The sequence below is a fragment of the Sulfuritalea hydrogenivorans sk43H genome (genome assembly GCF_000828635.1).
GTDB classification, from domain to species: domain Bacteria; phylum Pseudomonadota; class Gammaproteobacteria; order Burkholderiales; family Rhodocyclaceae; genus Sulfuritalea; species Sulfuritalea hydrogenivorans.
The window spans coordinates 913,358-928,714 of sequence record NZ_AP012547.1; the positions used below are offsets into that span (position 1 = coordinate 913,358).

Here is a 15,357-nt window from a genome sequence, read left to right on the forward strand (position 1 = left end):
GAAGTCATGCCAATCAAGGTGCTTATTGTCGACGACTCCGCGCTGATGCGCGCATTGCTGACTGAAATCATCAATGGTGCGGCGGATCTCAAGGTGGTGGGTGCTGCCCCGGATCCCATCGCCGCGCGCGAAATGATCAAGACCTTGAACCCCGACGTGCTGACCCTTGATGTCGAAATGCCGCGCATGGATGGACTGGAGTTTCTTGACCGGCTGATGCGCTTGCGGCCGATGCCGGTGATCATGATTTCCTCATTTACCGCCGCGGGCTCCGAGGTTACCCTGAAGGCCCTCGAACTCGGCGCGGTCGATTACCTGGCCAAGCCGCGGGCCGAGAATATCTCCATGTTGCAGGGCTATGCGGAAGATATTCGCGACAAGATCCGCGCTGCGAGCGGCGCTCGCCTGAAGTCGACCGCGGTGCGCGCCGCCGTGCCGCCAGCGCCGACTCTTGTGCCGCAGAAAAGCAGTTTCTCGCCGCGTCTGCTGGCGGAGAAAGTCATTGCCATCGGCGCTTCGACGGGAGGCACGGAGGCCATCAAGGAAGTACTCAGTTCGCTGCCGGGAGAAATGCCGCCCATCGTCATGGTGCAGCATATGCCGGAAAGCTTTACGCCGTCATTCGCACAGCGTTTGAACAGCTTGTCCAAACTGACGGTCATCGAGGCCCAGGGAGGCGAGCGGCTGCAGCCGGGCACTGCCTATCTGGCGCCGGGCCATTCGCACATGAGGGTGCGCAAGAGCGGCGGTGGTCTTGTGCTGGAACTGTCCCGGGAGGAACCGGTGAACCGTCATCGGCCGGCCGCCGATGTGCTGTTCCGCTCGGTGGCCGAGCAGGTCGGGAAGAACGCCATCGGAGTGATCCTCACCGGTATGGGCAAGGATGGCGCGCAGGGTTTGCTGGCCATGCATCAGGCCGGGGCCTGGAACATCGGCCAGGACCAGATGTCCTGCGTTGTTTACGGAATGCCGCGAGAAGCAGCCGAGATCGGCGCGCTGGATGAGGTTGCCGGCCTCGCTGATATTTCGGCAAGCATCGTGGCAAAGTTGCGCGCGCTGGACAAGCGCGCTGGAGGCTGAGTCGGGTGGCCCCAATCCGGGCTATACTCGACGCGTCAGCCCCTGTTTGAGCGAGGATTATTGTATGCAGGCTTCTGTCACTGTCACCGAAGGTCACGCCGCCATTCGACTCCAGGGACGTTTCGATTTCAATTCGCATCGGGATTTTCGCGAAGCGGTTGATGCGGCTTTGGCGAGCCCTGCGACAGCCATTACTGTGGACTTGGCGGGTGTCGAATATCTTGACAGTTCCGCTCTGGGCATGCTGCTGATGTTGCGCGACAGGGCCAAGGGCGCTGCGCGTGAAGTCAAGCTGGCCGGTTGTCGCAATGCAGTAAAGCAGATTCTTGATATTGCCAACTTCGGTAAGCTGTTCACCATCGATTGATGGCGGCGCGTTGGTAGCGCGCATCCGTCGACTTGGGTGTTGCCCATATCGAGCTCCGTCAGTTGCTTGTGGCAAACGCCGACTCACGCCTCCGGCTTTGAGTTCGGCCGCAGTTTTGCTAGAGTGAACCAATAAAACAATGACGCGCCAGCTCGCAAATCGCTTCCCTCCCGGTTTCGGAAGAGACATACAAGACCAAATCGCGGGTTATCGCTTAAGCTATAAAAAGCCTCAAGAGGAGGAGTGGAAAAATGGCTGACTCAGAATCTCGTGCGCCGTTGGTGCATATTGTTGCCGGGTTGATTGTTGCTGTTGGCGGGGCGGGAGTCGTCAGTTATGCGGGAGGCGCGCTCGGCATGGATGTCATGGTGTTGCTGGGAGTGCTGGGCCTTCTGGTTGCCGTGGTGCCTTCGATGCACTTCAATTCCGCTGTCGCTGGTCCGATAAACCACCTGCGGGAAGTGCTCTACACCACCCGCAACGATGGCGATCTGGCTCGCCGCGCAGTTGTGCCGCCGTCATCGAGCGTGGCCCCGGCGGCCACCGCCTACAATGAATTGATGGCGAGCATTCAGGGCATCATCACGCGGGTGTTGTTCAATTCCAATCAGTTGGCAGACGCCGCGGAGAAACTGATTGCCGAGGCGCGGGAAACGGCGTCAAGTTCGGAGCAGCAAAGCGCTGCCGCCAACGCCGCCGCGACCGAGGTCGCGGCCATGGCGGAGGGCATGACCCATGCCGCGCAGAGCGCCGAGGAGACCGCGCGCATTGCCCTTGCGGCACGCGAGAATTCGGCACGCGGCGCGGCCATTGTTCATGATGCCGCTGCCGAGATCGCGCGCATTGCGTCCTCTGTCGAGCAGTCGGCACAGGTCGTCGCAGCCCTGGGAGAGCGCTCATCGCAGATTTCCGGCATCGTCAAGGTGATCCACGATATCGCGGACCAAACCAATCTGCTGGCTCTGAATGCCGCGATCGAGGCGGCGCGGGCGGGTGAGCAGGGTCGCGGATTTGCCGTTGTGGCCGATGAAGTGCGCAAACTTGCAGAGCGCACGACCGCTGCCACCAGTGAAATCAGTTCGGTGATTGCGGCAATCCAGAGCGAGACCAGCCACGCCATCTCGACCATCAAGGCCGGATCCTTGCAAGCAGCGAACGGAGCCCAATTGGCGAACCAGGCCGCCGAGGCGCTGGAGCAAATCAAGTCGGGTGCGCAGGAGACGCTGGACAAGGTTTCTACCATTGCCCAGACAATGCACGGGCAGAGTCAGGAAACCAAAACCATTGTTGAGCACGTAAGCAGTATCATGAGTCTGGCCGACCGCAATGCGCAGTGTTCAAAAAATACCCTGGCTGAGGCAAATCAGCTCGACTACCTCGCCATGAATCTTGAGGAAGTGGGCACGATTTTCAAACTTGGGGCGGCCGGTGATCAGGCACTCAAGGTGCACGAACGCATGCCGAGTGTTGTTCAGGGCATGGCAAAGGCCATGTCGAAGGCTTTCTCCGATGCGATTGACCGGGGGCAGATCAAGCTTGACGATCTGTTCGATCCGAATTACGTGCCGATCGCGAATACCAAGCCGCAGAAGTTCCACACCAAGTTCGACGGTTTCTGTGACAAGTTGTTGCCGGCAATCCAGGAGCCCGTACTGGATGGCAACAAGGAGGTAGCCTACGCGATCGGCTGTGACCGGCGCGGCTATGTACCGACGCACAACAATCGTTTCTGCCAGCCGCTTACCGGCGACGAGAAGAAGGATTTCGTTGGTAACCGCACCAAGCGCGTTTTTGGCGATCCGGTCGGCAAGCGTTGTGGCGACCACGAACTTCCATTTCTGCTGCAAACCTACAGGCGGGACACTGGCGAGATCATGCATGACATTTCGGCACCGGTTTATGTCAAGGGCCGTCATTGGGGCGGTGTGCGAATCGGGTATCGCACCGAGTGATGTTCTTGTCCGGGAAAAGGTCTGAAGCCTTGGGCGACTCCTTTTGCGACCAGCGAAGCTGGCGCTTTTTGCCCATGCCGCAACTAAAAGTGGCGTACTATTGGCTGTCGCGCGCGAAGGCTCGCTTGTGTAGTTGCCAGCGCTGAAAGGCTCGCAAATGTCTGAATTGTTTAACAGTATCGACGCCCGGACTCGTTTGGCCGGCACCAACAAGCTGGAGATATTGCTGTTCGCGCTTGGCGTGGATAGCCGCACGGGACGTCGCGAAACCTTCGGCATCAATGTGTTCAAGGTTCGCGAGGTCATGCGTACGCCGCCGATTACGGCTGCGCCCGACATGCCTCCAGCCGTCAAGGGCATGGTCAGCCTGCGCGGCGCCCTGGTTCCCGTGGTCGATCTGGCCGATTACATCGGCATGCAGCCGGACAGTCCGCGCGACATCATGATCGTGACCGAATACAACGGCAAAACCCAGGGCTTTCTGGTCGAGTCCGTGGACACCATCCTGCGCCTCGATTGGGAGCAAATGCGCGTTCCTCCGCAAATGCTGACTTCCAACCTGGGCGGCCTGGTGACGGCCGTTACCGAGTTGCAGGATGAACGCCTGGTGATGATGCTGGACGTCGAGCGGGTACTTGCAGAGACTGCCAAGGAAGACGACGCGATGATATTCAGCGGAATATCGTCGCTCGGGCGTGACGATTTGACCATACTCTTCGCTGACGACTCTTCCGTCGCGCGTAACCAGATTGAGCGCACCCTGGCTGTTCTGGGAGTCAAGCACATCAGCGCGGTGAATGGTCGGGCCGCATGGGAGGAGATGCTGCGGGTTGCATCCCTTGCCGAAAGTACGGGCAAGCATGCCAAGGACTATGTGCAGCTGGTGTTGACCGATGTCGAAATGCCGGAAATGGATGGCTATCTCCTGACCAAGAACATCAAGTCCGATCCGCGCTTTGCCGGCATCCCGATCATCATGCATTCCTCTCTGTCGTCGATGTCCAACCAGCAACTGGGCCGCTCGGTGGGCGTCGATGAATATGTGCCGAAGTTTGAACCCCACCGCTTGTCGGAAACGCTTGGGCGCCTGCTGCTTGGTCACAAGCCCGCGGCCGCAACCACAAACTGATCGAGAGAGTTGTTCGCCATGAATTCCACCCAGACTTACGCGGGCACCAATTCGAACGGCAACTCGCTGCTGGAAAACGTCGATGCGCGTACCAAGCTTGCGGGTTCCAACCGGATGGAGATTCTGCTGTTCTCGCTGGGGACCCACGAAACCTTCGGCATCAATGTATTCAAGGTGCGCGAGGTCAGCCAGACGCCAAGCATCACCAAGGCGCCGAACATGCCGGGCGGAGTTGAAGGCCTCATCAGCTTGCGCGGCAATGTGATTCCGGTGCTTTCCCTGTCGAAAGTCATGAATCTGGCCGATGCACCGACGACCCGGGGTGGCTCGATGATGGTCACCGAATACAGCAAGCGCACGCTGGGCTTTCTGGTGCATGGGGTCGACCGGATCATTCGCGTCGAATGGGACAAGGTGCGCGCCCCGGACTCCGTGACCACCGGCTCGCATGCCTACATCACGGCCATAACCGAGCTGCCCAATGGAAAACTGGTGTCGATAGTCGATGTCGAGCAGATCATGGCCAATACCTTTGGCGAGGCGGTGATTGGTCAGATTGAGCGTGTTCACGACGCTGAAAACATGAACGTTTTCTTTGTCGACGATTCCGCCATTGCGCGCAAGAAGATTGCCGAGGTTCTGGACAAGCTCGGCGTCAAGCACAAGCATGCGCAGAATGGCCTGGAGGCCTGGACACGACTTTCAGGCATGGCGGCCCATGCCCAGCAGACCGGACAAAGCCTGCGCGACGAGGTCAACCTGATTCTGGTCGATGCCGAGATGCCGGAAATGGACGGCTATGTGCTGACCAAGAATATCAAGTCCGACGCGCGCTTTACCGGAATTCCGGTGGTGATGCATTCATCGCTTTCGTCGGAAGCCAATCGGGCGATGGGCAAGAGTGTGGGCGTCGATGCCTACGTGGCAAAGTTCGACGCGGATGCGCTGGCGGAAACCATGCGTCCGATGTTGATCAAGTCTGCTCGCGATTGATGGAGCGGGGAAAACATGGCAATTGATCCAGGCAAGCTGAAGATTCTGGTGGTCGATGACTTTTCGACCATGCGAAGGATTGTGCGCAATTTGCTCAAGGAACTCGGCTTTACCAATGTCGATGAGGCGGAGGACGGTGCGGTGGCCCTGGCCAAACTGCAGGGTGGGGGCTTCGAGTTTGTCGTATCAGACTGGAATATGCCCAACATGGATGGGCTGACCCTGTTGCAGTCGGTGCGCGCGGATCCGGCATTGCGGAGTTTGCCGTTTCTCATGATTACGGCCGAGGCGAAGAAGGAAAACATCATTGCTGCCGCTCAGGCAGGGGCATCCGGCTACATCGTCAAACCCTTTACAGCGGCCACCTTGAACGAGAAGTTGGCAAAAATTTTTGAAAAGATGGGGCAGGGCGCCTGAGGGCGCCAGGCGATCAGGAAAAGAGCGCGATGGCAAATCCGATCAAACCAGACGACGGCAGCGATTCCGACGACCTCCAAGCCTTGTTCGACAGTATTGCAGCAGGTGCACCACCGGCTCCACCGCCCCCACCGGCGCGGGCCGACTCGTCGGGCGACTCGGATGACCTGCAGGCGTTGTTCGATAGTGTCGCCCAGGCGCAGCCAACCGAGGCCGCCGTATCGTCAGCGCCGACTGTTGCGAGCTCGGATGGTGCTCCGCAGGAGGAAGTGGTATTCAATCGCCTGGGGCATCTGGCGCGACAATTGCACGACAGCCTGCGCGGGCTGGGGGCCGACAAATTGCTGGAAGATGCCGCGCACAAGGCGATTCCGGACGCTCGCCAGCGACTGACCTACATTGCGCAGATGACGGAACAGGCTGCCTCCAAGGTGCTGAATGCAGCCGATATCGCCAAGCCGGTGCAGGACGAGTTGATGGCGCGCTCCGAAGCGATGTCTAAACGCTGGGACAAGATGTTCGCCAACCAGTTGTCGGTCGATGAGTTCAAACTGCTGGCGGCCGATACGCGTACCTATTTTGCCGAGGCACCGCCCAAGCTCAAGATCACCAACGATCAGTTGATGGAAATCATGCTGGCACAGGATTTTCAGGACCTGACGGGGCAGGTGATCAAGAAGATAGTGGATGTCGTGCAGAACATGGAGACTCAGCTACTGGCCCTGTTGATCGAGGCCATGCCGGAGCAGCGCAAAGCCGAGGCTCCGGAAGGCCTGCTGAATGGGCCGGTGATCAATGCGGCAGGGCGTAGCGACGTGGTGACGAATCAGTCGCAAGTCGATGACCTGTTGGAGAGTCTGGGGTTCTGATCCGGAATCCTGCGGCTTGCCAAGGAGACAGTAATGAGCGATTTCAGTTTTGGCATAAGGTGCGCTGCGCGCGCATCAGCCTGCACCGAGGTTGCTTCAAGGAGATTGATATGAGCGACTTTCAAGGAATGGAAGACCTGCTCCAGGATTTTCTGGTTGAGGCCGGCGACCTTTTGTCCGGGGTCGATAACAAGCTGGTCGATCTCGAGCAGAATCCGGAAGACCATGCCCTGCTCAACGAGATTTTCCGAGGCTTTCACACCATCAAGGGTGGTGCCGGTTTTCTCAATGCGGCTGAATTGGTCACGCTCTGTCATCTGACGGAAAATCTTTTCGACCGTTTGCGCAATGGTGAGCTCAGCATCACCGGCGAGCTCATGGATGTGATCATGGCGGCAACGGCCGGCGTGCGAGACATGTTTGGCGTACTGGAGCACGGTACGCAGCCCGAGCCCGCCGATCCCGTTGTTCTTGCGAGACTCAAGGCGGCGCTGGCAGGTGAACCATTGAGCTCCGTTGCCGTGCCCGCCGCGCCAACTGCCGCTGCGCCTGTTGTGGCTGTCGCTGCGTCTGCAGCCGCGGCCCAGACGCCCGCGGCTGCCGGCCCTGACTGGGGCAACCTCTTCAATGCCGTGACGGGTGCCGCCGCACCGGCGGCGGCAATTGCCACCACGGGGGTGACAGCCGCCGGAGTTCACCTTAGCCACGATGTTGCCGGCGAGTCACCGGAGCAGATCATCCACGCCGCTGTCGGCCGCCGTGCCAGCGACAAGCCGGGGGCGCAGGTTCCGGTGGGTCGTCGCGACACAGAGAAAACTCGCGACAACTCGATCCGGGTAGACACCACGCGACTGGACCAAGTGCTCAATCTGTCGGGCGAAATCGGTTTGACCAAGAACCGTCTGAATGCATTGCGCTCGGATATTCTCAATGGTCGCTCGGACACCGAGACCTTGCATGCCCTTGATCAGGCGGTGAGCCAGCTCGATTTGCTGGTTTCCGATCTGCAGAACGCGGTGATGAAAACCCGCATGCAGCCAGTCGGCCGATTGTTCCAGAAATATCCGCGGATCGCCCGGGATCTGGCGCGCAGCCTGGGCAAGGATGTCGAGCTTGTGCTGGTTGGCGAAGAGACGGAAATCGACAAGACCATGATCGAGGACCTGTCTGATCCGATCATTCACCTGATCCGCAATGCCGTTGATCACGGTGTCGAGTCGACCGACGAACGGCGTGCGGCAGGCAAGCCGGAGAAGTCCCAGGTACGGCTTGAGGCGCGCCAGGAAGGCGACCATATCGTTCTCATTGTCTCCGATGATGGCCGCGGCATGAATGCGGAACGCTTGCGTGCAAAGGCCCTGGCGAAGGGCATCATCACCGACGAAGAAGCCAACACGATGGACGAGCGGCAGAGCTTCAATCTCGTCATGCTGCCGGGCTTCTCGACCAAGGATGTGGCATCCGATGTATCCGGGCGTGGCGTTGGCATGGATGTGGTCAAAACCAACATCCAGAAGCTCAATGGCTCGATCGAGATCAAGAGCGTGCTGGGGAAGGGATCAACTTTCATCATTTCCCTGCCGCTGACACTGGCGATCCTGCCGGTGCTGCTGGTGAAGCTTGGCGAACAGCCATTTGCCGTGCCGCTGTCCATGGTCAGGGAAATCCTGCCGATCAAGATCGAGGCGGTGCAAGAGGTGGGCGGCTGCGCCACCATGGTCGTGCGCGGCGAGGTCATGCAGATGTATCCGCTAAGCCATTTGCTCGGATGGGAGTCTGACGTGATCCCCGAGTATGGCGTATTGATGCAGATTGCAGAGCACGCATTCATTCTCGCCATCGATGGCTTCATGGGGCGTGAAGATGCCGTAATCAAGTCGCTTGACGATTTCCGTCCCAAGGGTGTCGCTGGAGTCACCACGTTGTCGAATGGACAGATCGTGCTGATTCTTGACATGAAGGAAGTCCTTGGAGCTTTCGGCGAAGGCCGGGGCGTTCCGCGTTCCGCCTTCATTCCGCTGGAGAAGCTGGCGGCAGCCTGAGGTTCGGCCCCGGCCTTCGCTTCCGGGGACATGAAGCAGTAATCCGGGTGTGCAACATCACGAAGCGCCAAGCGTTGCAAATGCGGTCTTCGGCAGGAATTTCGGTTTCATCGGACGTTGGTTTTAAATAACGGGCGTTTCGGCGCTTGTTCACAGGTTCTCCGTGGGTGCCGGCGGCAATAATTGCCGGTATGAGTGAGGACCTCCGTGGCTGAAGAAAGCGATCTCGAACGAACTGAACCCGCGTCAACGCGGCGCCTTGAACAGGCGCGCGAAGAGGGTAACGTTCCGCAGTCACGCGAGCTGATGGCCTTCATGGTGCTGGCTGCGGGCGCGGGTGTATTCTGGGTTCTCGGCGGCTGGCTCTCGCAACGTGCGTCCGGCCTGTTGCGGCAGGGCTTGAGTTTCAGTCGTGAAGCCGCTTTTGATACCGCCTTGATGAAGGGTTCGGCGCTCTCGCTGACGGTCGACGCCTTCGTTATTGCCGGACCTGTTTTCCTTCTCGCCATAGTCGCAGCCGTTGTTACGCCTTTGATGATCGGAGGCGGGGTGATTTCTCCCAAGGCTTTCCAGCTGGATCTGAACCGGATGGATCCGATCAAGGGTCTGGGACGGATGTTCTCCTGGCAAAGTGTCGCCGAACTGGTCAAGGCAGTGCTCAAGGCGTTGTTGATTGGCGGTGTCTTGTACTGGGTGGTGAGGCATGAGCAGGATCGGCTGTTCGCACTGCTCGGCCAGCCCATTGAAACCGCGCTGATTTCCTTTGCGCGGGTCCTGCTCTACAGCTTCCTCGCGCTGGTTGGCGGCCTTGCCATCATTGCTGCGATCGATGTGCCATTTCAGCTCTGGCAATACCATGATCGGCTGAAAATGACTTACGAGGAGCTGAAGCGGGAAGCCCGTGAGAGCGAGGGCGATCCCCACCTCAAGGCACGCATCCGCAGCCAGCAGCGGGAATTGGCGCGCAGCCGGATGATGTCGGCAGTACCCCGGGCGGATGTCGTGGTGACCAACCCGACGCATTTCGCCGTTGCCCTGAAATACGAGAGCGGCACGATGGGCGCGCCGACGGTCGTGGCCAAGGGCATGAATCTGATTGCCCAGCGCATCCGCGAACTGGCGGGTGAAAACCAGGTGCCCGTTCTGGAGGCGCCGCCACTGGCGCGGGCGTTGTATCGCCACACGGATGTCGGCGAGCAGATTCCGGCGCCGCTGTACACCGCGGTGGCCGAGGTCATGGCTTATGTCTACCAACTGAACCAGTTCGCGCTCTCCGCCGGAGACCTGCTGCCTCCCGTTGCGCCGGAAGCGATTGCGGTACCTGCAGGGATGGATCCGGGGGTACCTGAATGAATGACGCACTGACACTGCAGGGCTTCCTTGGACGGCTGAATATCCGCCAGATGCTGGCGCCGCTGCTCATCATCCTCATCCTGTCGATGATGGTGCTGCCGCTGCCGCCGTTCGTGCTGGACGTATTTTTCACGTTCAACATCGCAATCTCGGTCATGGTCCTGCTGGTGGCGATGTACACCATGAAGCCGCTCGATTTCTCGATTTTCCCGACCGTGTTGCTGGTGACGACCCTGTTGCGCCTGTCGCTCAACGTGGCATCGACGCGAATCGTTCTGCTGCAAGGTCATACCGGCCCCGATGCCGCCGGCAAGGTCATTGAGGCCTTCGGCCACTTCCTGGTCGGCGGCAACTATGCGGTAGGCATAGTAGTATTCATCATCCTGACCCTGATCAACTTCATCGTCATCACCAAGGGCGCTGGCCGCATCGCCGAGGTTACGGCACGCTTTACCCTGGATGCGATGCCGGGCAAGCAGATGGCGATCGACGCCGACCTGAATGCCGGCCTGATCGGGGAAGACGAGGCCCGCAAGCGGCGTGCCACTGTTGCCCAGGAGGCCGATTTCTATGGCTCCATGGACGGTGCCTCGAAGTTTGTTCGCGGCGACGCGGTTGCCGGAATACTTATCCTGTTCATCAACATAATCGGCGGCTTGATCATCGGCGTCATCCAGCACGACATGTCGGCGGGCGATGCGGCCAGGACCTACACCTTGCTGACCATCGGCGATGGCCTGGTGGCGCAGATTCCGGCGCTGATCATCTCGACGGCGGCGGGCCTGGTGGTGACGCGTGTCGCCACGGGGCAGGACATCGGCCAGCAACTGGTTGCGCAATTGTTCGGCAATCCGATGATCCTTGCCATCACCGCCGCCATTCTGGGAATCCTCGGGTTGGTTCCCGGCATGCCCAATTTCGTATTCCTCATGCTTGGATCGATGTTGGGTTTTCTGGCATGGAAGATGATGAGGAAGTCCGCGGTATCCGAGCAGGCGGCCGAAGCCGCCGCGGCGGAGCAACTGCCTGCCGCCGTCCCGGAAAGCGTCGAGGCGAGCTGGGCCGATGTTGCGCCGGTGGATGTTCTTGGGCTTGAGGTCGGCTACCGGCTGATTCCCCTGGTCGACAGGGGGCAGGATGGTGAATTGCTCAAGCGCATTCGCGGCCTGCGCAAGAAGTTTGCCCAGGAGATCGGCTTCCTTTCGGCGCCGGTGCACATCCGCGACAATCTCGAACTCCGCCCCAACGCCTATCGCCTGACACTGAAGGGGGTGGCCATTGGCGATGGTGAGGCCTATCCGGGGATGTATCTGGCCATCAATCCGGGGCGCGTTTCCGGTCAGCTGGCCGGCACGCCAACGCAGGACCCGGCTTTTGGGCTGCCTGCGGTGTGGATCGAAGCAGGGTTGCGGGAGCAGGCCCATGTCTTTGGCTACACGGTGGTCGACGCCAGTACGGTGGTGGCGACCCACCTGAATCACATCATCCTTTCGCATGCCGCGGAACTGCTCGGCCGCCAGGAAACCCAGGCCTTGCTCGACCACATCGCGACCGAATTGCCCAAGCTGGTCGAGGATCTGGTGCCCAAGCAACTGCCCCTGTCCACGTTGCAGCGCGTGTTGCAGAACCTGCTGGAAGAAGGCGTAAATATCCGCGACATGCGAACCATCATCGAAACCCTGGCCGAGCATGCACCACGGAATCAGGATCCCCTGGTGCTGACCTCGCTGGTGCGTATCGCGCTGGGTCGGGCCATCGTCCAGCAACTGTATCCAGGCAGCAACGAGATGCAGGTCATGGCCCTCGAACCGGGCCTTGAGCGGATACTCGGGCAGGCGCTGCAGGGTGGCGGTGAAGATGCGTCGGGGATCGAGCCGGGGCTTGCCGACACGCTGATGCGCGAGACCGCTACCGCATCGCAGCGGCAGGAAGACCTCGGGCTGCCGGCTGTTCTGCTGGTGCCGGGCAATGTGCGCTGGCTGCTGTCGCGGTTCCTGCGGCGCGTGGTTCCCCAGCTGAAGGTAATCGCCAACGCCGAAGTGCCGGATTCAAAAACAATCAAGGTGACGACCATCATCGGAGCAACTAAATGACCGTAAAACGATTCGTCGGCGCATCTGCGCGGGAATGTCTGCGTCGCGTAAAGGATGAACTCGGACCCGACGCCGTGGTGATTTCAAACAAGCCGCTGGACAACGGCGTCGAGATCGTCGCAATGACGCCGGACAGCCTTGATGCGATCTCGCAGCAGGCTGCCGCTCCACGCGCCGCCGCGGCGAGACCCGCGGTGGCGGCATCTGCCTCGCCAAAGCCGAAAGCGGACGACGAGGACTACACCGTAACCCTGTCTTCGGCGGTGCGCAAAGCTCCTGTGGTGCGTCCGTGGATACCCTACGAGGCGGCTCCCGCCGTCGACCCGGTCAAGGAAAATCGTTCGAGCTTGCGGCCATTGCCGCCGCGTGGTGCGGTAGAAACCGATGTGTTGTCACCATCCCAGGTTGCGACTTCATTGCGTTCTGCCACCGAGCAGGCTTTGCCGTCGGCTGCCGAGGCGCCGCCCGAGGTCGCCGAGCTGCGGGACGAAATGCGCCTGATCAAGGGCCTGCTTGAGCGCCAGCTGGCCGGCTTTGCCTGGAGTGAAATGTCGCGCAACACGCCGGTGCGCGCGCTGCTGCTCGGCGAGATGATCGAGGCCGGATTCTCGGGCCAGCTTGCGCGACGCCTGGTGCAGGAGATGCCTGAAGACATGAATCAGGAGGATGGGCGCAAGTGGCTGAAGGCGGCTGTGAATCGGCGCCTGCGCACCTTGCCGACGGAATCGGATTTCATCGACCGCGGCGGTGTATATGCCATCGTCGGGCCCACCGGTGTCGGCAAGACCACCACTACGGCGAAACTGGCCGCACGTTGCGTGGTGCGCTACGGAGCCGATCGCCTTGCGCTGCTGACCACCGACGGTTACCGGATCGGCGCTCAGGAACAATTGAGAATCTACGGACGCATTCTTGGCGTTCCGGTGTTCGTGGTACGCGACGGCGAGGATCTGCGGCGCACGCTGGCCGACCTGCGCGACAAGCACATGGTGCTGATCGACACGGTGGGCATGAGTCAGCGCGATCGCATGGTGGCCGAGCAGGCGGCGATGCTGATGCGTTCCGGAGAGGTGAATCGACTGTTGCTGCTCAACGCCGGCAGTCGCGGCGACACTCTGGATGACGTGGTCCGTGCCTACGCCGGGGAAGACCTGGCCGGCTGCATCATGACCAAGGTCGATGAAGCGACGGCGCTGGCTCCGGCGCTGGATTGCATCGTGCGGCATGGCTTGACGCTCAGCTATGTAGCCAACGGTCAGCGGGTTCCCGAGGATCTGCATCTGCCCAATCGGAACTACCTGTTGCATCGGGCCTTCAAAGTCGGCGCTGGCGAGACGGCGCACAGCCTGCGTGAAGAAGAAGTTGCCATGGCAATCAGTTCGCGCAACTCCTCCCCGCTCGGAGCTTCCTTTGCTTGAGGCGCTGCATTCGACCGCGGGAGACCAGGCCGCCGGATTGCGCCGCCTCTTCGGCGCCCGCCCGCCACAGGTGATAGCGTTTGTTTCCGGTCGGGATGCCTGCGGGCGCACCACACTGCTGGTCCAGACTGCCGCTGCTCTGGCGCAGGCCGGCCACGGCGTGGTCATCATCGACGAAAATCCGGGACCCAACAATGCGCTCTCGGCCTTCGGCACGACATCGCGCCATGACCTGATGGACTTAGTGCAGGGTACCCGCTCGGTGCAGCAGGTCATGCGACCCGCCGCACCTTTGGTGAGGGCTGTTGCGGCGTCGCGGTTTGCCGACGAACTGCTTCATGTCGACGCCGTTGCGGCGGATCATTTGAGCGCGGGCCTGCGGCAGATTCAGCAGGGCGCATCCTTCGTGATGGTCGATTGCGCCGCAAGGCGCGGCGGGCAGATTTCACCGCTGGCCCTCGCTGCCCGGCACATTGTGGTCGTGGTCGCGGCCCAGAGCGTGGCGATCACGCATGCCTACGCCTTGATCAAACGATTGGCACGGGAGCGCGGGCGCGATGCCTTTCAGGTAGTGGTTACCCGCGCCCGTTCCGGCGAAGAGGCTCAGGCGATATTTGACAACCTGCGCCGTACCGCACGCGAGCACCTTGGAGTCCGGCTCGATCATCTTGGCAGCTCGTGCGTGCCGGTGACCGATCATCTGGCTGATGCCCTGCAAAGCCGGCTGCCGGTGGGTACGGGAGATGCCGAAGGCGGCGGATTTCTTCCGTTCGAGGTACGGCCGGCCCAGCGTCGGGGAGCCTCCGGGCATGCGCCGAAGCACCTGGAATCGGTGTTATAGTCATTCCGTCATAGATGGCCTGATCGACTGGATCGATGTACACCGCGCAGGGCGTGCTCGCCAAAGAGCAGCTCGTTTCCAAGTATGCCCCCCTCGTCAAGCGCATCGCCTTTCATTTGATGGCGAAGCTGCCGGCGAGTGTCGAAGTTGACGACCTGATTCAAAACGGGACGATCGGCTTGCTCGACGCCATGAGTCGCTACGAGGAAGGCTTGGGCGCCCAGTTTGAGACCTATGCCGTGCAGCGGATCCGTGGCGCCATGCTTGACGGGTTGCGTGACAACGATTGGCTGCCGCGTGGCGCGCGACGCGAAATGCGGCGCGTCGAGGCGGCAATCCATAAACTGGAACACGAGAACGGACGCCAGCCGTCGGAGAGCGAGTTGGCGGCTGCGTTGGACCTGAGCCTGGCCGATTACCAGAAACTGCTGCAGGAAGCGCGCGGTCACCAGCTGGTTTATCTGGAAGACCTGTCAGAAGGGCAGGACAGCGATTTTCTCGAGCGCCATGGGGCGGCTCCGGGACTTGATCCGCTGGCCATGCTCGAAGAGGCGGATACCCGCCAGGCACTGGTAAAAGCCATCGAAGATCTGCCGGAACGCGAAAAAATGATGATGGCGTTGTATTATGAACAGGATCTGAATCTTCGGGAGATTGGCGAAGTGCTGGGGGTGACCGAATCACGGGTATGCCAGTTGCACAGCCAGGCAATTGCCCGTCTGCGCGCCACGGTGGTTGGCGAAGGCAAGCCGGTGAGCAAGGCCCGCCGGGGCCGCAAGCCGGCGAAGGCCGCTACCTGAACC

13 protein-coding genes are annotated in these 15,357 nt (G+C 60.6%); all 13 read left to right on the forward strand.

Features of this window, described 5'->3' with window-relative positions; translation table 11 throughout:
* The first annotated feature begins 6 nt into the window (after nt 1-6).
* The 13 genes from SUTH_RS04475 to SUTH_RS04535 all read left to right on the forward strand — a co-directional run bounded on the left by SUTH_RS04475 (nt 7) and on the right by SUTH_RS04535 (nt 15,354).
* Nucleotides 7-1,080 carry a protein-glutamate methylesterase/protein-glutamine glutaminase gene (locus tag SUTH_RS04475; RefSeq protein WP_041097409.1) on the forward strand — a complete coding sequence of 358 codons (1,074 nt, stop codon included), beginning with the start codon at nt 7-9 and terminating at the stop codon, nt 1,078-1,080.
* Nucleotides 1,081-1,144: 64 nt separating this feature from the next.
* Entirely contained in the window at nt 1,145-1,447 is a 303-nt protein-coding gene (locus SUTH_RS04480) for an STAS domain-containing protein (RefSeq protein WP_041097410.1), read from the forward strand.
* A gap of 251 nt (nt 1,448-1,698) precedes the next feature.
* The gene (locus SUTH_RS04485; protein ID WP_052473226.1) at nt 1,699-3,399 is read left to right on the forward strand and encodes a methyl-accepting chemotaxis protein; all 1,701 of its coding nucleotides are present in this window, start codon (nt 1,699-1,701) and stop codon (nt 3,397-3,399) included.
* A 157-nt stretch (nt 3,400-3,556) separates the two neighbouring features.
* Complete coding sequence (locus tag SUTH_RS04490) at nt 3,557-4,528, forward strand: chemotaxis protein (RefSeq protein ID WP_041097412.1); 972 nt, start codon at nt 3,557-3,559, stop codon at nt 4,526-4,528.
* A gap of 18 nt (nt 4,529-4,546) precedes the next feature.
* Complete coding sequence (locus SUTH_RS04495) at nt 4,547-5,521, forward strand: chemotaxis protein (RefSeq protein ID WP_052473227.1); 975 nt, start codon at nt 4,547-4,549, stop codon at nt 5,519-5,521.
* A 15-nt stretch (nt 5,522-5,536) separates the two neighbouring features.
* Nucleotides 5,537-5,938 (forward strand): chemotaxis response regulator CheY, encoded by a 402-nt coding sequence (gene cheY / locus SUTH_RS04500; RefSeq protein ID WP_041097414.1) that lies wholly within the window; start codon nt 5,537-5,539, stop codon nt 5,936-5,938.
* A 29-nt stretch (nt 5,939-5,967) separates the two neighbouring features.
* Nucleotides 5,968-6,807 carry a protein phosphatase CheZ gene (gene cheZ / locus SUTH_RS04505; RefSeq protein WP_041097416.1) on the forward strand — a complete coding sequence of 280 codons (840 nt, stop codon included), beginning with the start codon at nt 5,968-5,970 and terminating at the stop codon, nt 6,805-6,807.
* Between the two features lie 110 nt (nt 6,808-6,917).
* The gene (locus tag SUTH_RS04510; protein ID WP_231851098.1) at nt 6,918-8,849 is read left to right on the forward strand and encodes a chemotaxis protein CheA; all 1,932 of its coding nucleotides are present in this window, start codon (nt 6,918-6,920) and stop codon (nt 8,847-8,849) included.
* A 207-nt stretch (nt 8,850-9,056) separates the two neighbouring features.
* Nucleotides 9,057-10,202, forward strand: a complete 1,146-nt coding sequence (gene flhB, locus SUTH_RS04515) for a flagellar biosynthesis protein FlhB (protein WP_041097419.1) — start codon at nt 9,057-9,059, stop codon at nt 10,200-10,202.
* Nucleotides 10,199-12,295 (forward strand): flagellar biosynthesis protein FlhA, encoded by a 2,097-nt coding sequence (flhA, locus tag SUTH_RS04520; RefSeq protein WP_041097421.1) that lies wholly within the window; start codon nt 10,199-10,201, stop codon nt 12,293-12,295. Before flhB ends, flhA begins: the two co-directional genes overlap by 4 nt.
* On the forward strand, nt 12,292-13,713 hold the full coding sequence (flhF, locus tag SUTH_RS04525) for a flagellar biosynthesis protein FlhF (protein WP_041097423.1): 1,422 nt from the start codon (nt 12,292-12,294) through the stop codon (nt 13,711-13,713). The genes flhA and flhF overlap by 4 nt, the downstream gene beginning before the upstream one ends.
* Complete coding sequence (locus SUTH_RS04530) at nt 13,706-14,554, forward strand: MinD/ParA family ATP-binding protein (RefSeq protein WP_041097425.1); 849 nt, start codon at nt 13,706-13,708, stop codon at nt 14,552-14,554. Before flhF ends, SUTH_RS04530 begins: the two co-directional genes overlap by 8 nt.
* A gap of 35 nt (nt 14,555-14,589) precedes the next feature.
* Complete coding sequence (locus SUTH_RS04535) at nt 14,590-15,354, forward strand: RNA polymerase sigma factor FliA (protein ID WP_041097427.1); 765 nt, start codon at nt 14,590-14,592, stop codon at nt 15,352-15,354.
* The last annotated feature ends 3 nt before the right edge of the window (nt 15,355-15,357 follow it).